Raw genomic sequence first — 20,900 nt, forward strand, 5'->3', positions numbered from 1 at the left:
AACCAACAAGAGCCAATCTAAGCCAACATTAGCGGGGGTAGTCAGATAGGGTAAACCCCCGCCTGAACAAGGAAAACACCAGTTCAAGACGGGGGTAGAAAAAGCGCCCCCAGAAGGATTCGAACCCACTCCTGAATACGCCCTGACCAGCAGAAACACGCGCAAAAACCGGCAAACCGCTGCATTTCCGCTGCATTAAATCACGCCACGCAGCTGCTCATCCATCACGTCCGCCACCGCATCCAAATCCCCATCAAACAAATCCGCGTAGGTATCAAGCGTCATTACCGCACTCGCATGCCCCAACTGCGACTGCACAACCTTCACCGACGCGCCAGACCCAACCATCAACCCCGCCGCCACATGCCGCAGACCATGCGGCGTCACATACGGAAACCCCTTATTCGCCTTCATTACGCGTTCAAGGTTCCCGTAGTACCAATCCGGCTTCGACGGTGTCGGCAGTGGCCCGCCATTGCCTGCCGGCCACAACAGCGCATCCGGCAGCTTATCCTTCAGCAGTGGCTGAAGCATCCGCATGACCTTTTTCGGCACTGCCACTGTGCGCTGCTCGTGTGTTTTCGGTGTGCCGATAATGACTTTGCTGCCGACGGTGACGGCATTGCGTTCCACGTGTACACGGCCGCGCAGAACGTTGACGTCACGAACTCGTAGCGCTGCGGCTTCGCCCCACCGCAGCCCGGTGGTAGCGAGCAGCCAGATGAGCTCAGGACGCTTAGAATCTTTGGCTAGGGTCTTGACCTGCTCGGCGGTCAAATACACCTTTTTCGCCTTCGGTTTGCGCGGCAGGCGTACGCCACGCGCCGGGTTGGAAGCCAGCACTCCATCACCAACAGCGACATCGAGAACCTGCGCGAGACAAGCGTGCGCCTTCCTCACCGTCGACGCACCAGCGCTGAACTCGGCCAGCCAGGCTTGCACATCAGAGCGCTTAATCCGGCCAATCTGCCACCCACCCCAGTACGGCTCCACATGCACACGCCATGTGGACTCAGTGGTGCGATACGTCGACGGCTTGAGATGCGTCTGCGCCGCCAGCCACGCAGTACCAAGATCATGCACGGTGCGGCGACGCTCAGTTTCCGGCGACCAGGTGCCACGGCCGATGTTGATGGTGTTGGCTGCAGCCCACGCTTCGGCTTCATTCTTGGTGCGGAACCCTTGTTTTGACTGGTTGGACCCATCTGGTGCGCGGTACTGCACCCGCCACCCGTAGCCCTTGCTTTTCTTGTAGCGCTTAATGCTGGCCACTGCTAATCTCTTTCTTGTCGCTGGTTGGTTGAGCCACCCCCCCCCGGTTCCCACGGCGGCACTTGTGGGGGCGCTCCCTGATGTGGTGTCGGGTCGAGCGCCCCCTGCTTTTGCGTCTACTTATCTAAACGGCGCAGCAACAACGCTGTCCGATCATCGTCAATATCGAAGTCCACAGGACGCGCAGCACCGTCCTTATCGACAACCACGGCACAGTGATAGTAGTGACGCACAGGAGTGCCGAACCCGTTTACGAGGTCAGCTTCCCCATCTACCCAAACGGCATACTCGCCAGGTTCCGCACCTGCCGTATTCTCGTTTGCCCCGTCGGTGCTGTTGATGGCGGGCTCGCCGGGGTAGGTGATTCCTCCGGGGTATTTGGCGTATTGCTCGATTTTGTTTTTGCAGCTGGTGTACGCAGCGTCTTCGGCGTCCACGATCTTTTTGGCTTCGATGGCGCAGTATGCGAGGAACGCGAGGATGAGTGCGAGGATGACAGTGATGGTGATGAACCACCAGCGCTTATAGAACGGTTTCTTAGTAGTCGGCTGTGTGGTGTGGTCTTCAAACGTCATGTTCTTTGTCTTTCGTATGTGTCTCGCCATACGGCGAGTAGGTGAGTAGTTACGCCGAGCTCACGGGCAATAGCGCCCTGGTGAGCGCCGTAGAGCGCTTCCGCTGCGGCGTAGTCGGTGTGAGAGATAAGCAGTTCGGCGGCTATCTGGTCAGCCGCACGTTCGGCACGCGCATCGAAATGCGGATTACCGCAGGGGATGTCGCCCCGGATTGCGTGAGCCAACTCGTGGGCTAGGGTGCAGCGCCGGTTTACAGCGCCAAGTGTGGGGTCGAGCAGGATTAGCCGATGGTGGTGGATGTACCCGCCGAGGTCGCCGGGGTGCAGGTGCCCGTGGTGGTCGTCCTCGACGGTGATACCCAGGGTTTCGGCTAGCTGCTCAAGCTCCGTCTCCGTAATCGTCGTCTCCTTCCTCCGGTTCCGGTCTGCCGCGCTTGGCGGCGTACCTGAGATGTGTATCAGGTTGGGCGGATTCAGTGTTCGAACGTCGTTGCGCAACCTCATCGACAGGCTCATCAAAAGCCTTCGAGCCAGCCTTCAGCCTGCGTAGAACCTCATCGGTTAGCTGCTCATCGGATGCGAGACGGAGCGCGCCGGTGATGTTCGGCACCTTCTCCCACGCGCGGCTGATGATTTCGAAGTACAGCATCGTCTCGATTGGGCTGACCCCATAGGTTGATGAGATCTCCAGCAGGTTTTCAATGCTCGGTTTGTCGTTAGCGAGCTGGTATTGGAGCGTGCGCCGGGGGATGCCGGTACGTCGTGAAACTTCGGCTATTGAGTCCTCGGTGATGGTGGATAGCCAGTCTTGGAATGTCATGCCCTCATAGTAACCGCACTTAGGCAATTGCGCAATAGTTGCACACCCTACTACCTGCGGAAACAAGAACTTTCCGTGAAAGACTTGCGCTATTTGGCAACGGTGTGCAATGATTGCGTTGCAAGCGCAACAAATTGCGTCGATGGAATTACACAGGAGGAATACGGTGGACTACCTGCTAGACCCGTCAGTCCTGGATGATGCCCGTCGCCTGGGTGGATACACCTCGGATGAGAAGTTGGCTGCGGCAATCGGGATGACCGGTACGGCAGTGCGAAACTTGCGCCACGGGCGCAACTCTCCGTCGGTAGCCACGCTGGTGAAGCTACGTGGTATCTCCGGCAGGCCGTTGGATGGGATGTTAATCCAGCAGCCAAAAATCGCATAAGAAAAGCCCCGCCGAAGCGGGGCAATCCAAGAAAGTTAAAGAAAGTATAACACATGTCAGAACTAATCCCCATTCAAGATAATGAGGGTGTGCAGGCGGTCATGGGCCGCGACCTACACGCCTTCCTCGAAGTTGGAGCGGAGTACCGCCACTGGTTCCCGCGCATGGTCGCCTACGGCTTTGAAGAGGGGAAAGACTACACGGTCAAAAATGACCGGGTACAAGATTCCCTCGGTCGTGAGCGCGAAGCCATCAATCACATCGTCAGTCTGGACATGGCAAAAGAGATTTCCATGATCCAGCGTACCGATAAGGGTAAGCAGGCTCGCCAGTACTTCATCGAATGCGAGAAGAAGGCACGGGCGCAGGCCCCGGCTATCCCTCAAACCTATGCGGAAGCATTGCGCGCGGCAGCGGAGCAGTACGAGCGGGCAGAGGCAGCCGCGTTAGAGGCGAAGCGGAGCGCTAAGCGTCTCGAACTTGCAGCGCCCAAGATCGCTAAAGCGGATGCACATTCGGAGGTCAAAGAGTGGAAGCGCCGCCAAGACTTCTACCGCGAAGTGCAGCAATACGGCGACACGCACGGACTTGATATCAAACAAGGTGCTGTCCGCGACCTGCTGACCCGTAAGGGGATGCTGATTGCCGCGGGACGCTCGGATTCGGGGCAGATTACCCGGCAGGCCGCCCGCAGTGGTTGGGGCCGTAACTACAAAGGTGTTGCCGAAAATGGGCACGCATTCACAACACCGCAACTATCACCAAAAGGCCAGGATATCGCCTGGAAATGGATTGTAAAAGCAATTGATGAGTTTGGGGCTGAGCTGAACCCCAGGAAGGTCGCTTAAATGAAGGAAAACAGCCTATACCGTGCTCATATCGTCGAAGAACCACAGTTCGAGGCCTACTACGCGTTCGATGAGCGCTTCCCAGGGGAGCGCATCGAGTGGGGGAAGCCAATCGGGTGGGAGCCGTCGCCTGAGTATGTGGAGCGGTTTAAGACAAATAAGTGGATTGAGCCTGCCACTGATAAGTGGTTTAAGTCCAGGTCGTCTGCGGCCGCTCGTGTGAAGCTGCTTGAGGATGCGGGTTATCGGGCAATTGTGCAGAAGTCCGCTCCGGTGCAGTGGCCGAACGGTGACGCGAAGGCGGTCAGCGAGTCTGATGCGTCTGAGGTGTTGGACGCGATCAAGGTTCTTATTCGACATGGGGTGATTCGGTCTGCTGATGATGTTCTTTAACGTCACTGTGACGTAAATAGCCCAAGAGGTAGCCAGGCCTCCGTGGTTGGTTCAACGCCAGCCGTGGGCGCTGGAAATAGAACACTTGTTCGGTTTCCGTGTGTTATTTGAAGAATTTCATAGGGAATAGCGCCGATTGATACTTACCGGCCTGCGAGCAGAACTGCAGCTGTATGCGCTGCCATAACCAGGTTTGGGCGTTGGAACTCACATGTAAACGCAATCCGTGTGAAGGGAACGAGTCGGCGCGGAAATAAATCACAAGGTCTTGAAAGTTGGTTTGCCCCCTTGCCTTTTGGCTCGACAACGGAAGCGGAGGGCGCGGGTTCGATTCCCGCCAAGACCACCAGGGCGCGTCAACGTCACCACCAGGCAACCCCTTTTTTCCTTGCTTTCAAGGGGGAATGGGTTGAGGACCGTCAGCCCCGCCTGCGTGGAGCGAAGCCGAGGCGACCTTCCCGCGTGGATCCTTTCAGCACGCGAGCCACGGCTGCGCGCCCTACCAAACCACAAGAAATATAAAGGAGGACAAATGTCTATCGTCGCAGCAATTATCAGCGTAATTAGTGCATTTATCAGCGGGTATTTCGCAATGAAACACCGACGTTAAAAACTCGGTGGTCTCACTGTTGGAATCCCAATGTCAGAGAAATCAAAGCACTGGCGGTCGGGTAGGCTGGCGCCTTTTCTGTAGACCTCGCAGCGGAGGTCATCCCCGGAAACAGGCCGCCTAATCAAAGGAACACTTTTAAATTCGCCTGCGCTGAGGTTCCTAATCTCTAACGGGTGTTTGCCGACTGCGTAGTTTTCGACAATTACGCGGTCTAAATCAGCTATTCCAGGATTCCAAATCCGCAGTGTGCTGTGGTCTGTGGAATCAACATGAAGGCGCTGATTAATTCTGGCTTCCTTCATGGCAACCGCATGCGCCTGCTTTTTAGAAGCATCAGCGCTTTGAGCATTAAGCGTCTGTGCTCGTGAAGATTGCCAGACAGAAACAGCGGCGAAGGCCGCCGAAACAACAGCCGCTCCTGCAGATACCCAAGCAGAGAGATCCATACCTTCAACTTTCAGAACTCGCCCCTCGTCCCTGCTGCAACCAGGAAACGAGGGGCTTCTTTTACTACCTAGAGAGGGGTAGCAATGAAAACTTTATCAGGGGTCAAGTATCTAAGCCCCAAGGAAGTCTCGGAAATTACTCAATATAGCGAGGCGGAAATCCGCAAGTTCTGCCGCGAAGGTGAGCTGGAGTACCGCCAGCGAGCACCGGGCTGCAACATCAACATCCCAGAGCACGCCATTGACCCGTGGCTCCAAGGGCGGACCTTCTACGGCGGTGATGCAGCATGAGCCAGCATGATGATTTGTTTGACCTGGTGGATGCGTGCGACCTGCGAGTACCGGACAAGCGGGCGATTGATGAGCGGCCGGACCTACTTGAGCTGTATACGCGACGTCCGCGTCGTATCGAACCGCGCCACATCAAATCGGACTGGTGGGCAGCCGTCGCGTTCTGTATCGCGTTCGGCACCATCATTTTCATGTCCCTGGTGATGTGCCTGTGAAAACCATGACCCGGCAGAAAACCTGCGCCATCCCCGGCTGCCACCGACTACCCGCAGCAAAAGGGAAATGCACCCACCACCTCGGACTGATTACTAACGGACAAATAGCAAGCCGTCACCTGCGAATGAAGGAGGAGACCATGGCGCCGCGACAATTTGAGTTTTTCGATGAGCCTCCTCGGAGCGTGAACCGCAGACAGGAGCTCACAGCAGAGCTACGTGAGTTTGCTGAAGCACTGCAGGCTAACGCTGGCCGGTGGGCACAGTTGCCCCCGGATTTGATTAATCCACGTTGGGATTCACTGACTGGTGAGGAAAAGGCGTCAGAGGTGGCACGTCTTACCCGGGCAATTACTAAGGGCGCTGCGTGGCGGATGCCTGGCGGCCATTTCCGTGCTTCCCGAGTGAATGGGAGCGTGTGGGCCACGTGGGTTGAGTATGACGGGGTGAGGCCATGACGCTCCGTCGATTAACCGACGCTGAGCGCGTGCAGATCCGCAGTGACTACCGGCAGCTCCGCCGCCAAAGATTATCTTTCCGCGGTACTGTGCGCCGCATTGCCGAAGCCCGCCAGGTGCTACCCGAGGTCGTCACACACATCTGCGGTGACCTCATCGACGCCGACCAACCACGAGGCGGTGACCGGTGAGCAAAGAAGCCTACGTAGAGCACCTGGCGCACCGCGCGCTCTACGACGAGTACGCACGCCCCGGAGTCGGCTGCCACCCAGTACTCAAACGTTTGCTGTATGAGCGCGGCTGGGCCGACCCAGCAAACGGGCGACTGACCGACGCAGGACGCCGCCACATGACCCATCTCATCAACCAGCACATCATCAGCGGTGCACCAATCCCAGGAGATCCATATGAATCCTGCTGAATTCCCCGATGTCCGCCCGCCGGCTGGAAGGCACTATCCCGAAGACGACGTGTCTGACATCGCTGTGTCTATCGGCTGCTCGACCGCAGTGGTCGCAGCCATTTTGATTGTCATTTTTATCTCCAATTTGTAAAGGAGCCGTCGTGCAGAGTTACAGGAACCGCAGTGGTGACGTCGTTATCGATGAGCATTTTCTCGATGAGGACGTGGTTGTCACTGCTACCAGTCAGAAGGTCACGTGCCCGGTGTCCGTCTATCTCGGCGACAACAGCCACGACCTGACCTCAGGAGAAGCTCGCTGGCTTGGAACCGCCCTGATTAAATCAGCGAACCTAGCCGAAAGGGGAGAGGAGTGACACAGCTTCAAATCCCCAACCGGCTGCACGTTGTGAAAGACCCGGCGCCACCCGGCACACCTGAGTGGGCTCGCCTGGTCACTGCATCGAAGGTCGCCGGCATTGTCGGCGAGTCCGCCTACGCGACGCCGTATAGCGTGTGGAACACGATGCGGGGCATCAGGGTTGAGCCTTCCGGTATGGAGGACCGGTTCTTGACTGGCCATGCGATGGAGCATGCCCTGGCCTACTGGTGGGCGCAGAAGAACCCAGACTGGCGACTATCGAGGGGAGAGGTGCAGGTCACCAACCCGCACCTACCGTTCCCTAACGCTGCCACGCTTGACCGCATTGCCACCAGGAAAGGTCACGTCCGTAGCCCGAAGCATTCCCGGTGTGTGCAGTTCAAAACTGTTAGTGGCTGGGAGGAGTATCAGAATCTGACGCCGGAGACGATTCCAGCGGATTGGCTCGTCCAAGAGACCATCGAGATGTTGTTCTCCGGGCTAGTACAGATGTCTGCGCTGATTGTGGTGTGCGGGCCGTTCTACGAGTGGAAGCAGCTGGAAGTGCCGTGGCTACCCGAGTTCGCCATCGAGCTCGTTGAGTCGACGGAGCACCACCTGGCACTCGAGGAACCACCAGCCCCGACCGCACCGAACGATTACAAGATCGCGAAGCTTCGTCACCCGGATATCGACGATGACGCCGACCCGGTAACCATCGATGCGGATACTGCTGCCGAGTGGGATGTGCAGAAGACCGCGGCGAAAGCAGCTGGCACCACGCAACGAGCAGCCACTAAGTCCGCTGAGGTGGCCGGGGCGAAACTACTGGAAGCAATGGGTACAGCCGCGACCGCCATCAACCCGGACGGATACGTCATCGCTAAGCGAGTCGCCACGAAGAAGGGCGTGCAGCTACGTCACGTGCCGCTGCCGGAGGAGAAATAAATGACACAGAAACCAACCACCACAACTACCCGCGCTGAAAACAGTGCGGGTTTTCCTATCCCAGAAGGAGAAACCATGAACCTACCAGCGACAACAGGTAACCAGGGTGCCCAGATGCCGGCGCAGACGCTCATGCAGAAGGGCGTCGAGAAACTCCGCCAGCACGCTGAGCTCAAGCAAATGGCATACGACTACGCCGAGTTCATCACCAAGACCGGAGCGTGCCCAGCGATCTATAAGAACAAGCCGATGGATGCCGCGGCAGCGATTATCCGCGGCACAGCCCTTGGTTTCGACCCAGACGGCGCACTCGAAGCGTTCTTCGTCATCCAAGGCAAGACTGGCATGTACGCCCGAGCGATGATTGCCGTCGCAGAAAACGTTGGCTGCCGAGTGTGGGAAGAAGAGGCCACCGACGACTCGGTCACATGGTGCGGTATCCGCCCAGGAGATGACAAGGTCGAGCGTGTCACGTGGACGATGGAACTTGCTGAACGCGCAGGGTACACGCGGAATGCGAAGTACAAGACGAATCCTCGGGAGATGCTGCGCGCGAAGTGCCAGGCTGAGCTTGCCCGTATCGTCGCCCCAGGCGCATTGATGGGGTTGGTGTCTGAAGCGGAACCGGATGCGCATAAGCCGGTGCGTGCTGAGGCAACACGGGTTGATACCCAGCAAGGTGGCGCGTTGGGGGCGTTGGAGGCGGCACGACAGCGGGTCCACGCACGCCGCCAACCAGAACCAGAACCGGAACCGGCGCAGGACACGGACGTGGTCGATGTCGTGGACGGTACAGACATTGAAGATCTCGTCAACGCTTTCATCACTGATATTGATGCCGCCTCCACGATGGAGAAGGTTCTCGAGATTGCGAGCGAAGCCAAGGCCAGTAAAGAGCAGGGAATCTTTACCGACGCCCAGTATGAGCGCATCAAGACGCGCGGCAACGCAAAGGCAAACGAATTGAAGGAGCAGTAATGGCGCGAGGAGACATTAACGTCACGGTTGTTGGGAACCTTACGGCTGCCCCAGAACTGCGGTACACCAACAACGGCACGCCGGTAGCGAACTTCCGTGTCGCGTCGGTGCCGAGCGTCTACCGCGACGGCCAATGGGTTGATGGTGACGGCGTGTATATCAACTGCTCGGCGTGGAAGCAGGTAGGGGAGAACATGGTCGAGTCGCTGGTAAAGGGTACGCGCGTTATTGTCACCGGTCGCCTGAAGCAGCGTAGCTGGGAAAAGGATGGCGCCAAGCGTACGGAGACTTACATCGAGGTTGATGAGGTTGGGCCGTCGTTGAAGTTCGCCCGCGCCCAGGTCGCCAAGGGCCAGCAGTCGAAGCCGAAGGGCGAAGGGTGGCTGTCCCAGCAGCAGAACCAGGCCCCGGCCAGCGGCCCGTGGAACAGCAGCCAGCCACAGCTCCCAGACAACGAGCAACCACCGTTCTAGAAAGGAGCGCTCGAATCAATGGTTTGGTTCAAGGTTGACGATGGTTTTTATGACAATCCGAAAGTCGCCGGGATCTCAAATGCTGCTGTTGGGTTGTGGGCTAAGGCTGGGTCGTTTTGCGCGAAGCATCTCACGGATGGGGTCATTACAGCCCAGCAGGTTCGAGCGCTTAAGGGGACGGAGGCGCAGATTTCTGCGCTGATTCGCGCCGGGTTATGGGTTGAAACTGAGTGTGATTTGGGTGTGAAAGCGTACTCATTTCGCAACTGGTTTGAGTACCAACCTACTCGCGATTCTGTTGAGGAATCACGCCGAGAGTGGTCTGAAAAAAAGCGCAAATCGCGCGAGCGAAAACGCGCTGAACAGCAGGAACGCGGAAATGTCCCCGGGGGAGTCACCCGAGAGTCCCCTAAGGGGACATTTGAGGGAGTCACCGAAATGTCCGGTACCATTCCCGACCCGACCCGACCCGACCCGTCCTTATCTATGGTTACTGTAAGCAAGCAAGCTACAAGTAGTACCGCGCGCGACGAATGGGCAGCAGCAAAAAACATCCCCACCGAACTCCACTCGGCAGCAAACCGCGCCCTCGCCAACGGGCACCCCGAACAAGCCATCCTCCTCGCCGCCCAGGAATGGCAAACCCGCCCAGGCCACAAAACCCCCGGCCTCCTCGCCCCACTCATCCGCGACGCCGAAACCAGGCTCGAAGCCGAAGCCGGCCAACAACGCAAACACGACCAAGCGCAAGCCCGCCGTGACGCGATCACCAACTGCGACATGTGCGACCCGAACGGCTACATCCTCGGCCTGGACGATGCTGTCCGCTGCCGACACGACTACACGGCCAACGACGCGCTGATGCGCCACCTTGAGCTAGGCGAGCAGCCAGAAGCTGTGAAAGGCCCATTCTGACCCCCGCAACCCGTATCGACCGCGCTCTCGCAGCGCGGTTTTTTCATGCAAGGAGAAACCAATGAGACGAAACCGAGCCTCCGCCAAAAAAGCCGGAGCCGCCTTCGAACGCCAAGTAGCCGACTACCTAGCCGCGCATGTTGATGACCGCATCGACCGGCGCGTCAAAACCGGAGCCAACGACTGCGGAGACATCGCCGGAGTCCGCACCCCCTGGAACGACCGCGTAGTCATCGAATGCAAAAACACCACCCGCATGAACCTCGGGTCATGGATCAACGAAGCGGAAACCGAGCGTGCCAATGACGGCGCGTACATCGGCGTGGTTGTCCATAAGCGCCACGGCAAGGGCGACCCGGCGCAGCAGTTGGTGTCGATGACATTGGAGACGTTCGCGAAGCTGCTGGACGGCAAAACCGACGGGGGAGCGCTGTGAACCGATTTAAGCCGTCGAACCTTGGCGTGTGGGTGTGGGTGGCGCTCGGCCTGTCCTGGTCGCTCTACGAGCACGCTAGGGGGCAAAAATGAGCACAAACAACACGAACAACCACGAACATGACACTGATTTCCCATGCGCCACCTGCAACCGATGGTCACAACACTGCTGCGGCCCCTGGGAAACACCAGACGAACACGCAAACGACTAGGAGAACCAAATGACCCCAGAAGAAGCCAAGGAGCTACTCGCCGGAATGACCACCGAGTATGCGATTCAAGGAAGCTACGGAGAACCCAAGGAATGGTTCAGGCTCACCGAGTGGCAAGAAGATATGCCACCCCAAGGAACGCTTCGCGCTCTCGTCGATGAGGACACAGGCGAACGGTGGCAAATCGACACACGCATCGTGAAGCGCTACGTCACCGCACCCCAGCCACTAGGAGAAAACCAGTGACCCCCGACATCATCATCTTGATTTTGACTGACCCTGGTTTCGCGATCGGCTACCTGGGCGAAGCCGCCAACCACCTTGTGAACGGAGCACCACTGTGAACATCGACGTAACAGCAGACGATGACGGCACCATCTTCGACGCGGGCGACCTCGGCACCGCCTGGCTCCCATACACCGAGCCACGCGCACAAGACCTCGAGCAGCTGGCCATCGCCCTCATCCAACACGCGGCAACCATGCCGCAAGGCGACCACACTGCTGCTCTTGAGGAAATCTCCGATGAGTACCGCAACCATTGCCTAGCCGTCGGCGACGACAACACCGTCGCGTGGATAGACCGCAAGAGGGGAGAACTCGATGCCGACTAAACCCCGCGTGCGGAAAGCCGGACAAAACTGCTGGGCAGTCACCACCAGCTACTACTGCCAAGAACTCGACCAGATGATCTACACCACCAGGCTGCTCCGAACCTGGCGCGAAGCCATGCAGCACGCAAGGGGGCAGCGATGACGGACGTGCTCGCCCTAGCGCAGTCCCTGCACCAACGCTACGAGGACATTCAAGTGCGCAGGAATTGGCCGTTCAGCCGGCGCGCGTGGAGCCAACTCCCACCCAACTGCCAAGCCGAGTTCATCGGCATCGTCAACGCCGTCCTCACCCACCAACCCACCTACAACGGCATACCCGTACCCCAATGGGTAAAAGACCACATCAAGGAACACAGCACGAAAGAATGACAACGAAAGATGTCCACATTCAATATCCCCAGAGCGCTCAAACGAAGTCCCAGGCTGGCAAGAAGGCACTATTCACAAGGGGAAATTCAAGTAGTCCAAAACGCTAACAGCGTAGTAGCGGAATCAGTTACAGGACGGAGCGCCGAAGCAATCCAGACAAAAGCAAAACGGCTTGCCCAAGGCCTGTCGAACGGTGAGCACGAACGTGATGGAAGCCGAAAATACCTAGATCAAGAAGCGTCCCTAGCCACTGCCACCCGCCACAAACGTCCGTGGGAGCAATGGGAGATTGACTTCCTCATCAACGCCTACGACGAAGGATATACCCCGTTGGAGCAGGCCATTTTTCTCAAGAGGACGTATCGGGATGTTGAGGATAAACGGAAGAAGATTTGGCGGGAAATCGATAGGAGCCGCGCAGCATGACCGCAGTTATGTGGGGAGAGCCAGGCGGAGAAATCCGCTGGCAACCACAACTCCCCAACGGGAAAAGACTCTGGGTTGACCGTGGCTACTCCGGAGACTTCAGGTTCGGAACCTACTGGGCCACCAAACCAGAAGGGCAACACCACCCCCAGAGCTCTACCGCAGCCATGTCCTCGCCAACATCCGAGCCTGGATAGGGAACCGCAGCCGCAGAAAGGACTGGAATCAACTATGACCGCTATCGTCGAGCTTGAATTCTGCATCAGAAGCACTCAAACCGTCATTAAAAGAGCCGAAGCCACCCTCGAACGCCTCAATGCCGAACTCACGGAACTCAAGGCGCAGGCGCAAGAGCAGCAGGAGCCGGAAAGCCTGTTCGGGCGCTGGGCAACGCACCCCGAACGCGGACGCGGAATCATTGTCTCCATCAAGCCGGACGGTGACGGAGAATTGCGGTTCGCCTACCTAAACAGCAGTTACACGGACGGCGTGAATACGCGTTTCGTACGCCCTGAATACCTCGACCTTGACCCGCTCACCCTCATCACCGTGGAGGACTACAGGGACGCGCCAGACGGCACCATTGTCGAAGCTGCCACGGAACCACACGACGTTTACGTGAAAACCGGGAAGCGTTGGTGGGTGGCCGGAGAGCTCGCCGCAACGGACCCAACGCACATGCCGACCTGCCGCGTCATCCGATGGGGCAACGGCAAATGACCACGACAGGAGGCGCCACGAACAAGCTGAACACAGCCGAATACCCAGATTCAAAGAGCTGCCCACGAACCTGGCTATACCGAGCCAACGACGTGACGGGGGTGGCCATTACAGGAAAAGGACGGACATAAGTAACCTTATGAAGTAGATTTGCAAGCGAGGGTAGGAGGCGGAGTGCCACCAGGATTTCCTACCTGTTCACATAAGACACTCGAGAAAATTATTAAGAGACACTGCGGGAAGCATCTTCGCCAAAAAGGTAGCCATCGTGTCTACAAGTCTCCATATACCGGAACTACATTCGCCTTCCCGACACGATCAAAAGACTTTAAAACAGCAACCGTCAGAAAGATACTTGTACGAGACCTTGGTCTTTCTGAAGAGCAAGCAAAAGAGGAGGTTCGAAAAGGATGAACACAACCGAACGAGTAGTGTTCCGCTGCTACGAGAACCAGTCCCCGCAGTGGGAAGCCTACGGAATTGATAGCGCTGTCTACGGCTCTGGAGAAAAACTGAACGATGCGCGAGCGGACATCAAAAGCGCTATCTCCCTGCTCCACGAAGTGGACGAAGAGAGCATCGAACTCGATGAGTTCCAGGAACGCCTCGCGCGCCCAGGAGACGACCAATACCCAGATATATGGGTCCGAGCTCTCCACGACTACGACACAAACCGGATGCTAGCCCGTCGAGACGTGCAGGAGCTTGTTAAGAATTTTCTCCGAGAGCATCCAGAATATGTCCACACCTTTAGCAACGGAGTCGCATCCACAGGCGACATCATTGCAGTGGTAGCTCTCGAAAATGACATGCTCTACGACATAATGGAGCAGATTGGAAGCACAGACTTAATTTACCTGTGCATGCCAGACTGGCCAGCGCTTTACTGGCAGACCCTCTTCACAAGCGAAGCGCCAGTCCACCCAGGAGTCGCACGTCGCGTCGCTGATCTCGGATTGGGAGACTGCGCCACAGTCGGCGACTTCATGCGTGCAACCCATGCGACAGTTGACAAGGCAGAGAACTTTTTAGTTTCAGCCTGACTGCCTGCTTGCTGGCGTATTGGCCATGCATTTAGCTCTAGTCAAAGTCAGCTGAATTGTAAGAAGCCCGCAACCTGGTTAATTCCAGGTGCGGGCTTCAGCCATACCTAAAACAAATAGTACGAAAACACACGAACCCCCACGTCGCCCGTACCCCGGGATGAAGACATGGGGGTTATTTTTATGCCCCTCCCAAAAAAAACACACCCCCGCCCCTTGTCGAAGGACCCCATGCCACCACTAACACCACCACAAATAGAACAACTCGGACGCACCCTCACCGCCATCGAAACACTCGCCCCCACCCTCACCGACATGATGACCCCCTCACCACCAGCCTCCGGGACCAACGCAGGACGCCCTCCAAAGACCCGGCAATCCCGCCCACCACTACCCATCCACCTATTAGACATCGAGTACGCAGCCGAACTGTGCCTATGGGACTGGGCTCAGGCGCTGGCCTACGAAGTCCAATGCCGACCACCAGCCAGCCGGCGCCTCGAGTACGTGGCTCGCTGGCTCCACGATCGCGTGCACGACATCGCTGAACGCGCATGGGCAGACACACTGCTCATCGAGGTCGAACATCATCGGCGGGTGATAGGCGATAGGGTGAGTCCACCTGAGCCGGTAGCGCGGCGGGAGATTCCGCAGCAAGGCTCAGCACGACAAGTCGCCGACGCACTCGCAGTACTCGGCGTGCGCGTCAGTCACACGTCGTTGAGGAAGTGGGCGAAGCAAGGTGAGCTTTCAACAACGCTGAGCGCTGAAGGTGTGGAACTCTTCACCATCACAGACTGCATGCGCGCAGCCGCAGCACATCAATGTGGCGACGACACACGGTCGACAGGGTAGAACGTCATGACCTGCGGTTTACAGTCCGTGTGCTAAGCTACGCTTGACTGAAGCGCATGCTCTTAAACCATCTCATTTGAGATTGTGGTTTGAGAGCTTTTGCTTTACGTCAACACATTCACGATTGCCTAACACGAGTTCCGCTAACGGCAACAAACGGTCGCGGTAGAAAACCGCAGAGTCCCACCTGGACGACACCACCGCTTCAGTAACCCCTAGAGGTCAGCCGGTAGCCCCCAGCCGCCACTCGCCCCAGGAGGTACCAGACATGCCAGGGTGGAAGTCGAACTCCCAGGGCCCCAGATCCAGAGGCGTACCAAAAACCTTAGCAGACCAAGTCATGGCGCGCGATCACTACGAATGCCAAGCACAACTACACGGCTGCACTATCATCGCCAACGAAGTGGACCATGTGGTGCCGGTCTTCGAAGGCGGCCAAGATGAGTTAGAAAACCTCCGGGCTATCTGCTCGTCATGCCACAGGAAAAAGACCGCCGGGGAAGCCACCCGCGCCCGGCAGCGACGCCGCCAGCCCATATGGGCCAAGCCCCACCCAGGCCTACTGTGAGGGGTGGGGGAGGACCCTCGTTTCTAGGTTCCGGCCAGGGCGGAGGGCATTGCTTCTGAGTTTGTGTACGGGTTCCAGTGTTTCGGGTGAGGGGGCGTAATTGGCGGCTGTAGTCGCTTCTGGCTGGTTTTTGCTGGGGTGGTGCTGAAAGTTGGCATAGGCGAGTTTTTAGCGCCGCTAGTGGCGTGACCATACTGTTACGTTCTATAGGTGCTGGTAGGTCGCATAAGTCGTAACGCAGATGGTAAAATGAAGGTATGAAAACCACCTGTGACCAGTGCGGATGCGACTTCGATGCCACCAACCGGCGCGGCATCACCCCACGCTTCTGTTCTACCGCTTGCCGCCAAAAGGCCTACCGTGCCCGCCAGCGCAACCGCTACCCACAGGAGATGACCAATGCCTGTCGTTGGGCTGCAGCCGACGGGAAACGCCCCATGCAGGCCAACGGTAAGCCAGCGTCATCAACCAAGCCAGAAACATGGGCGCAGTTCCGTGACGTCAAAAAGAAGCCGCACGGTTTCATGCTCGGTGGCGGGTTCGCATGCATCGACCTGGACAACTGCTTCATTAACGGGCAACTCCACCAATGGGCACGCCGAATCGTTGACGCCGCGCCGGGCGCATTCATTGAGCGCTCAGTCTCCGGCAAAGGACTCCACATCTTCGGATTCCTACCGGAAGGCAGGGGGCGCAACTACGGATGTGTCGAGGTCTATTCGAATGCCCGGTTCATTCGGACAACATCAGACGTTTGGACAACGGGCAATCTAGTAAATCTTTCCAATGCAGCTTTGACCGTCCAGGCGATGAGTGCCGCGGGGGAGCTGCCGAAGAAATCATAAGGAGGTGCGCCGATGCCAGGGCCAGTACCAAAGCGGTCGGATCAGCGTCGCCGCCGGAATAAACCTGATGGGCTTCCGACAGTGAAGGCAGCGGGGGCGGGCTCGGTGAAGCCGTTAGCGGAAGACCGTAATTGGCATGTCAGCGCGAAGCGTTGGTATCGCAGCTTAAAGACCTCTGGGCAGTCGGTGTTTTTCGAACCGTCAGACTGGGCGGCCGCGCACATCTGCGCGACGATTCTGTCTGATGAGATGAAGCGTCCGGAACCGGTCAGGGCGAACATCATCGCGCAGGTTAACTCGATGATGGACTCGCTGCTGACCACAGAAGGGGCGCGTCGACGGTTGCGGATTGAGCTGCAGCGCGCCGATACGGATAAGCAGCTTGACGACAATACGCAGGCAGCCATTTTGATGATGGATAGGTACAAGAAGAACTTGGCCGGTTAGGTGGAAAGGCGGTGACGGTTCGGTGGTCGCCGCCGCAGATAGGCTTATCACGTTGCCGGAGGGTATTCCGGAACGCACTCTGGGTTGGAATGCGCTCGCTTGGGCAGCGAAGTATCTACGCCACCCGAATGGTATTCGTGCTGGTAAGCGCTGGGAGTTCACTCGCGAGCAGGCGCGCTTTATCCTGTGGTTTTACGCGGTCGATGATGAAGGCCGGTTTGTGTACTATCACGCGGCTCGTCGGCTGGCTAAGGGCTCCGGTAAGTCGCCATTCGCTGCCGTCATGGCGCTTATTGAGCTGCTTGCTCCTGTCCGGCTGGACCATTTCGACGACAATGTCCTTGGTGGTTGTGTCGGCAAACCGCAGCCCATGCCGCTTGTGCAGATTGCGGCGGTCTCCCAGGACCAGACCGAGAACACTATGCGTATGGTTCGAGCGATGGTCGCTAAGCGCGCCGCACCTCAGCTCAACCGCGACTACCAAATCGATGCGGGTAAAACACAAATCAATGTGGAGCCAGCAGGGAAGCTGGAAGTTATCACGTCGTCGGCGGCGTCGGCTGAAGGTGCGGAAGCGACGTTCATCATCGGCGACGAGCTCGAGCACTGGACCAACTCCAACGGCGGAACCGAACTACACCGCACGCTCCTGGATAACCTCGCCAAGTCCGGCTCCCGCATGCTGGAGACCCTCAACGCTTGGAAACCAGGCACCGGCTCAGCCGGAGAAGAAACATTTGAAGCCTGGACGCTACAGGAAGACGGTCGCACCAAATCCGACCGCAAAATCCTCTACGACGCACGCCAAGCCCCACCAGACACCGACCTCGCCGATGAAGCCAGCCTGCGCGCCGGGCTGGCTTTTGTGTATGAGGATTGCCCGTGGGCTGACTTGGACGCGATTGTGGCGCGTATTTGGCACCCGAAAGCGCGGCCTGATGATTCGAAGCGGAAGTATTTGAACTGGCCGACTGCGTCGCTGGACTCGTGGTGTGATCCGCAGGACTGGGCGCAGATGTCCAGGCCTGACCGTGAACTCGTCGATGGCGAGCAGGTTGTGCTGTTCTTCGACGGTTCATTGTCGAATGACCACACCGCACTGATTGGCTGCTGCATGGACGATGGGCACGTTTTCACCGCTGGCGTGTGGGCCCCGCCGCCGGACGGCGTCGTCGACGTCGAGGCGGTAGATGCAGGCGTGCAGCGGGCGTTTGACCGCTTCGAGGTGCTGGCATTCTTCGCAGATGTCCGTGAGTGGGAGAGCTTCGTCAAGGTGGATTGGCCGGAGCGCTACGGCGACCAGCTGCGCCTGTGGGCAACACCTGGGGTGCGCAACCCCGAGCCGATTGCCTGGGACATGCGCAGCAAGGACTTTCCGTTCACACAAGCATGTGAGCTTGCGGCCGCCGAGATTGTGCAGCATGCGTTCACCCACGACGGCAACCCGCTTTTGAGTGAGCATGTGCGCAACGCTCAGCGGCATCTTGGCCGTTATGGCGAGACGGTGCGGAAAGAGTCCCGTGCATCACAGAAGAAGATTGACGCGGCGGTCTGCATGATTGGCGCTCGCATGGTCTACCGCATGGTCAAATCCGACCCGTCACTTAAGGCAGAGCCGGTCGATGACACGGCATTTTTCTACTAGGAGGGCACGTTATGAATGAGTCTCAGGCACGTGACGCAATCCGTGCTCTTTTGCAGGACCACTCGGTGCAACGACATCATTTCGATGAGATTAACCGGGCGGTGCAGCCGTGGTCAGACACAGAGGCGGCGCGTCGTATGGATGTGGCGCAGGGGAAGAACTATCACCGTCATCTGCAGATCGCGAAGATGTCTCAGACCCCGTTTCTTGGGCTTGTGCTGGACACCTATGGACAGTCACTCAAGGTAGAGAACTATTTCTCGGAAGGCTCAGTGCAGGCCAGGTCGTGGCACCACTGGCAGACCAACCGAATGGATGCGCGCCAAACCGGTCTGCACCGTGCGGCGCTGCAGTATGGCACTGCGTATGCGTCGGTGCTGCCGTCGACGCTTAACGGGGCGCGTATCGGCGTGCATTCGCCTCGCCGGCTGGTTGCTCGCTATGGGGAGGAAATGACGTGGCCGGATTCCGGGGCGGCAACGCAGACGGAATTCCCGATAATCGCCATGGTCATCGACAACGGCCACCTGTGCCTCTACGACGAAGAGCGTGTTTACTTCTTCGGAGTCGAAAATGCCCCGGATGAGCCGGCGGCGTGGCAGCAGCGCTACTACCTGTCCCCGGAGAATCTTCCGTTCATCGAGTATCGGGAGCACAACGTTGGTGTGACGCCCATTGTCCGATATCAGGACCGCATGATGGCTGCCGGCGAAGAAACCAACGGCATTATCGAGCACCTGCTCGCGTTGTCGGCCCGCATTGACCGCACTAACTATGAGCAGGGAGTCGCGCAGTACTGGGCGGCGTTTAAGCAGCGTTATGTCACCGGTTGGGCTCCGAAGTCAGAGTATGAGGCAATGCGGCAGGCCATCAGTGACACGTGGACGTTTGCGAACAAGGACGTGAAGGTCGGCCAGTTCGATGAGACGGACCTGACGCAGTACATCAAGGCGCGTGAATCGAGTGTGCGCGACTTCGCTGCAGTCGCCCAGGTTCCCGCACAGTCACTTGGTGCGAATGCGATTTCCAATATTTCTGCTGACGGTTTGGCGGCGTTAGAGACCTCCAAGGATCGTAAGGCTTCTGAGATTCAAACCTCACTGGGTGAGTCGCATGAGCAGATGCTGCGCCTGTGTGCGCACATCGCTGGCGATGAAGAAGAAGCCGGTGACTTCGCCTCTGAGGTCAAGTGGGCGGAAACGTCGGCTCGCTCGTTCGCCCAGACGGTTGATGGGCTCGGCAAACTCGCCACCATGCTTGGTGTACCACCAGACGAGCTGTGGTCGGATATCCCGGGCTGGACGCACGAGCGCGTCAAGCGCGCCAGGGAAGCACAAGCAGGCCGCGGAAGTGGCCTATTCGACGTCAATGAGCCGGACGGTGGTCAGGAACCGCAAACCGAACCATAACGGCATCACAACAATCGACATGCGGGGAGGTGAAGGTACATGCCAACGCAGGACGCGAAACTCCGTGATATCCAACGCCGACTACAGCGTGACGTTGCAGCGAAGATTGATGAGTTCGGTGTGCCCATGGATACCGACGCGGTCTATGACATCACCGTCGAGCTGCACCCCATCGTCGTGAAATACCGACAGGAGGCCTACCGCGCCTACGTCGAGCAAATGGGACTCGACATGGCACAGCTCGGTTTAGAAGTAGCCCCGGCACGTATCCAAGGCTACGGCCCCCACGCGACCTACGACGCGCTGGCTAGAGCTGCCGGGTTCGGAGATGAGCCGTCAAACATTGTCCTCGAGCTGGTTGACGATGAGACTAAGGAACTCATCAAGAAGTCAGTACCGGCCTTTGCATTCCCTAATCACCAGCGAGTTATCGAGCAGATGAGTGCCCGTCTGACTCGCACTCTTATGCGCCATACCCTCAATGCTGGGCGCAGGGCAGTGGAAGATACAGCCAGACTCGGGCGCGTCCGCAATGCAGTGAGCAAGAAGCCCGTCACACAACGAATCGGGTACGCGCGAGTACTAACGGGGAATGAATCATGCGCCTTTTGTGAAATGCTTGCGTCCCGTGGGCCTGTGTACTCAGAAGATACCGCCACGCGCCGGGCTGATGGCCGCCGGTACCACGACGGGTGCGACTGCCGCGCTGTTCTTGTGGTGGAAGGTCAACCATGGCGCGGCGAAGAAGAATATCTGCGGCTCGAAGCCGAATGGCGCGACGTCACATGGAACGACGGGGCGCCGGTAGCAGATCAGTGGTCTCAATGGAAGCAACACGTCGCAGCTCGTGCGAAAGCTGACTAGCAGCGCTGCCCTGGTGGGTGTTGAGCATTGTTCGATTCATGCCAGCGCACTGCCCC

Annotated in this window: 34 protein-coding genes and 1 tRNA gene; 29 read left to right on the plus strand and 6 right to left on the minus strand. The window is 58.0% G+C overall.

Going from position 1 to position 20,900, the window contains the following annotated elements; all coding sequences use genetic code 11:
- Window positions 1–195: 195 nt before the first annotated feature.
- The 4 genes from NQ014_RS00005 to NQ014_RS00020 form a co-directional block, all read right to left on the minus strand.
- On the minus strand, window positions 196–1,272 hold the full coding sequence (locus tag NQ014_RS00005; protein WP_257072921.1) for a site-specific integrase: 1,077 nt from the start codon (window positions 1,270–1,272) through the stop codon (window positions 196–198).
- A 116-nt stretch (window positions 1,273–1,388) separates the two neighbouring features.
- The gene (locus NQ014_RS00010) at window positions 1,389–1,847 is read right to left on the minus strand and encodes a hypothetical protein (RefSeq protein WP_257072923.1); all 459 of its coding nucleotides are present in this window, start codon (window positions 1,845–1,847) and stop codon (window positions 1,389–1,391) included.
- Window positions 1,844–2,344, minus strand: a complete 501-nt coding sequence (locus NQ014_RS00015) for an ImmA/IrrE family metallo-endopeptidase (RefSeq protein WP_257073344.1) — start codon at window positions 2,342–2,344, stop codon at window positions 1,844–1,846. The genes NQ014_RS00010 and NQ014_RS00015 overlap by 4 nt, the downstream gene beginning before the upstream one ends.
- Complete coding sequence (locus tag NQ014_RS00020) at window positions 2,226–2,666, minus strand: helix-turn-helix transcriptional regulator (RefSeq protein WP_257072924.1); 441 nt, start codon at window positions 2,664–2,666, stop codon at window positions 2,226–2,228. Before NQ014_RS00020 ends, NQ014_RS00015 begins: the two co-directional genes overlap by 119 nt.
- Before the next feature lie 166 nt (window positions 2,667–2,832).
- On the opposite strand from NQ014_RS00020, the gene NQ014_RS00025 reads away from it, so the two are divergent.
- The 4 genes from NQ014_RS00025 (at window position 2,833) to NQ014_RS00040 (ending at window position 4,644) form a co-directional block, all read left to right on the plus strand.
- Complete coding sequence (locus tag NQ014_RS00025) at window positions 2,833–3,054, plus strand: helix-turn-helix transcriptional regulator (RefSeq protein WP_197914169.1); 222 nt, start codon at window positions 2,833–2,835, stop codon at window positions 3,052–3,054.
- Window positions 3,055–3,107: 53 nt separating this feature from the next.
- Window positions 3,108–3,902, plus strand: a complete 795-nt coding sequence (locus tag NQ014_RS00030) for an antA/AntB antirepressor family protein (protein WP_257072926.1) — start codon at window positions 3,108–3,110, stop codon at window positions 3,900–3,902.
- On the plus strand, window positions 3,903–4,295 hold the full coding sequence (locus NQ014_RS00035) for a hypothetical protein (protein ID WP_257072927.1): 393 nt from the start codon (window positions 3,903–3,905) through the stop codon (window positions 4,293–4,295). It begins immediately after the preceding gene.
- A 264-nt stretch (window positions 4,296–4,559) separates the two neighbouring features.
- Window positions 4,560–4,644, plus strand: a tRNA-OTHER gene (locus tag NQ014_RS00040).
- A 257-nt stretch (window positions 4,645–4,901) separates the two neighbouring features.
- Here NQ014_RS00040 and NQ014_RS00045 read toward each other — a convergent pair.
- Window positions 4,902–5,354, minus strand: a complete 453-nt coding sequence (locus tag NQ014_RS00045) for a hypothetical protein (protein WP_257072929.1) — start codon at window positions 5,352–5,354, stop codon at window positions 4,902–4,904.
- An 84-nt stretch (window positions 5,355–5,438) separates the two neighbouring features.
- Here NQ014_RS00045 and NQ014_RS00050 point away from each other — a divergent pair, with 84 nt between their 5' ends.
- From NQ014_RS00050 to NQ014_RS00115, 14 genes are all read left to right on the plus strand, one after another.
- Window positions 5,439–5,645 carry a helix-turn-helix domain-containing protein gene (locus NQ014_RS00050; RefSeq protein WP_257072930.1) on the plus strand — a complete coding sequence of 69 codons (207 nt, stop codon included), beginning with the start codon at window positions 5,439–5,441 and terminating at the stop codon, window positions 5,643–5,645.
- Window positions 5,642–5,860, plus strand: a complete 219-nt coding sequence (locus NQ014_RS00055; protein ID WP_257072932.1) for a hypothetical protein — start codon at window positions 5,642–5,644, stop codon at window positions 5,858–5,860. The genes NQ014_RS00050 and NQ014_RS00055 overlap by 4 nt, the downstream gene beginning before the upstream one ends.
- A 140-nt stretch (window positions 5,861–6,000) precedes the next feature.
- The gene (locus tag NQ014_RS00060; RefSeq protein ID WP_257072934.1) at window positions 6,001–6,318 is read left to right on the plus strand and encodes a hypothetical protein; all 318 of its coding nucleotides are present in this window, start codon (window positions 6,001–6,003) and stop codon (window positions 6,316–6,318) included.
- Complete coding sequence (locus tag NQ014_RS00065; protein ID WP_257072935.1) at window positions 6,315–6,509, plus strand: hypothetical protein; 195 nt, start codon at window positions 6,315–6,317, stop codon at window positions 6,507–6,509. Before NQ014_RS00060 ends, NQ014_RS00065 begins: the two co-directional genes overlap by 4 nt.
- Window positions 6,506–6,739: a hypothetical protein gene (locus NQ014_RS00070; protein WP_257072936.1), complete on the plus strand. Its 234-nt coding sequence runs from the start codon at window positions 6,506–6,508 to the stop codon at window positions 6,737–6,739. Before NQ014_RS00065 ends, NQ014_RS00070 begins: the two co-directional genes overlap by 4 nt.
- Entirely contained in the window at window positions 6,726–6,872 is a 147-nt protein-coding gene (locus NQ014_RS00075; RefSeq protein ID WP_257072937.1) for a hypothetical protein, read from the plus strand. The genes NQ014_RS00070 and NQ014_RS00075 overlap by 14 nt, the downstream gene beginning before the upstream one ends.
- Window positions 6,873–6,882: 10 nt before the next feature.
- Window positions 6,883–7,095, plus strand: a complete 213-nt coding sequence (locus tag NQ014_RS00080; protein WP_257072938.1) for a hypothetical protein — start codon at window positions 6,883–6,885, stop codon at window positions 7,093–7,095.
- The gene (locus tag NQ014_RS00085; RefSeq protein ID WP_257072940.1) at window positions 7,092–8,027 is read left to right on the plus strand and encodes a hypothetical protein; all 936 of its coding nucleotides are present in this window, start codon (window positions 7,092–7,094) and stop codon (window positions 8,025–8,027) included. The genes NQ014_RS00080 and NQ014_RS00085 overlap by 4 nt, the downstream gene beginning before the upstream one ends.
- Window positions 8,028–9,005, plus strand: coding sequence for a hypothetical protein (locus NQ014_RS00090; protein WP_257072942.1), 978 nt, complete (start codon window positions 8,028–8,030; stop codon window positions 9,003–9,005).
- Window positions 9,005–9,478, plus strand: coding sequence for a single-stranded DNA-binding protein (ssb, locus tag NQ014_RS00095; protein ID WP_257072944.1), 474 nt, complete (start codon window positions 9,005–9,007; stop codon window positions 9,476–9,478). The genes NQ014_RS00090 and ssb overlap by 1 nt, the downstream gene beginning before the upstream one ends.
- An 18-nt stretch (window positions 9,479–9,496) precedes the next feature.
- Window positions 9,497–10,393, plus strand: coding sequence for a hypothetical protein (locus NQ014_RS00100; protein ID WP_257072946.1), 897 nt, complete (start codon window positions 9,497–9,499; stop codon window positions 10,391–10,393).
- A 61-nt stretch (window positions 10,394–10,454) separates the two neighbouring features.
- Window positions 10,455–10,829: a hypothetical protein gene (locus NQ014_RS00105; RefSeq protein WP_257072947.1), complete on the plus strand. Its 375-nt coding sequence runs from the start codon at window positions 10,455–10,457 to the stop codon at window positions 10,827–10,829.
- 220 nt (window positions 10,830–11,049) lie between these two features.
- Window positions 11,050–11,286 (plus strand): hypothetical protein, encoded by a 237-nt coding sequence (locus NQ014_RS00110; protein WP_257072948.1) that lies wholly within the window; start codon window positions 11,050–11,052, stop codon window positions 11,284–11,286.
- A 94-nt stretch (window positions 11,287–11,380) separates the two neighbouring features.
- Window positions 11,381–11,653 (plus strand): hypothetical protein, encoded by a 273-nt coding sequence (locus tag NQ014_RS00115; RefSeq protein ID WP_257072950.1) that lies wholly within the window; start codon window positions 11,381–11,383, stop codon window positions 11,651–11,653.
- 156 nt (window positions 11,654–11,809) lie between these two features.
- Here the strand turns inward: NQ014_RS00115 and NQ014_RS00120 are convergent, their stop codons facing one another.
- Window positions 11,810–12,007, minus strand: coding sequence for a hypothetical protein (locus NQ014_RS00120; protein WP_257072951.1), 198 nt, complete (start codon window positions 12,005–12,007; stop codon window positions 11,810–11,812).
- Between the two features lie 24 nt (window positions 12,008–12,031).
- On the opposite strand from NQ014_RS00120, the gene NQ014_RS00125 reads away from it, so the two are divergent.
- From NQ014_RS00125 to NQ014_RS00165, 11 genes are all read left to right on the plus strand, one after another.
- Entirely contained in the window at window positions 12,032–12,448 is a 417-nt protein-coding gene (locus NQ014_RS00125; RefSeq protein WP_257072952.1) for a hypothetical protein, read from the plus strand.
- Window positions 12,449–12,679: 231 nt separating this feature from the next.
- A complete protein-coding gene (locus NQ014_RS00130; RefSeq protein WP_257072953.1) occupies window positions 12,680–13,168 on the plus strand; it encodes a hypothetical protein in 489 nt (162 codons plus the stop codon).
- A 174-nt stretch (window positions 13,169–13,342) separates the two neighbouring features.
- Entirely contained in the window at window positions 13,343–13,582 is a 240-nt protein-coding gene (locus tag NQ014_RS10940; RefSeq protein ID WP_373467687.1) for a type II toxin-antitoxin system HicA family toxin, read from the plus strand.
- Window positions 13,579–14,211 (plus strand): hypothetical protein, encoded by a 633-nt coding sequence (locus NQ014_RS00135; protein WP_257072954.1) that lies wholly within the window; start codon window positions 13,579–13,581, stop codon window positions 14,209–14,211. The genes NQ014_RS10940 and NQ014_RS00135 overlap by 4 nt, the downstream gene beginning before the upstream one ends.
- 315 nt (window positions 14,212–14,526) lie before the next feature.
- Window positions 14,527–15,066: a hypothetical protein gene (locus tag NQ014_RS00140; protein WP_257072956.1), complete on the plus strand. Its 540-nt coding sequence runs from the start codon at window positions 14,527–14,529 to the stop codon at window positions 15,064–15,066.
- A gap of 340 nt (window positions 15,067–15,406) precedes the next feature.
- Window positions 15,407–15,634, plus strand: a complete 228-nt coding sequence (locus tag NQ014_RS10945) for an HNH endonuclease signature motif containing protein (RefSeq protein ID WP_347890927.1) — start codon at window positions 15,407–15,409, stop codon at window positions 15,632–15,634.
- 257 nt (window positions 15,635–15,891) lie between these two features.
- On the plus strand, window positions 15,892–16,479 hold the full coding sequence (locus tag NQ014_RS00145) for a hypothetical protein (RefSeq protein WP_257072958.1): 588 nt from the start codon (window positions 15,892–15,894) through the stop codon (window positions 16,477–16,479).
- Between the two features lie 12 nt (window positions 16,480–16,491).
- Window positions 16,492–16,926, plus strand: a complete 435-nt coding sequence (locus NQ014_RS00150) for a hypothetical protein (protein ID WP_257072959.1) — start codon at window positions 16,492–16,494, stop codon at window positions 16,924–16,926.
- 22 nt (window positions 16,927–16,948) lie between these two features.
- Window positions 16,949–18,571, plus strand: coding sequence for a phage terminase family protein (locus tag NQ014_RS00155; protein ID WP_257072961.1), 1,623 nt, complete (start codon window positions 16,949–16,951; stop codon window positions 18,569–18,571).
- Window positions 18,572–18,582: 11 nt separating this feature from the next.
- On the plus strand, window positions 18,583–19,980 hold the full coding sequence (locus NQ014_RS00160; protein ID WP_257072962.1) for a phage portal protein: 1,398 nt from the start codon (window positions 18,583–18,585) through the stop codon (window positions 19,978–19,980).
- A gap of 39 nt (window positions 19,981–20,019) precedes the next feature.
- Complete coding sequence (locus tag NQ014_RS00165; protein ID WP_257072964.1) at window positions 20,020–20,844, plus strand: hypothetical protein; 825 nt, start codon at window positions 20,020–20,022, stop codon at window positions 20,842–20,844.
- Window positions 20,845–20,900 lie beyond the last annotated feature (56 nt).

The organism is Corynebacterium sp. 5QC2CO (assembly GCF_024580435.1).
Taxonomy (GTDB): domain Bacteria; phylum Actinomycetota; class Actinomycetes; order Mycobacteriales; family Mycobacteriaceae; genus Corynebacterium; species Corynebacterium jeikeium_D.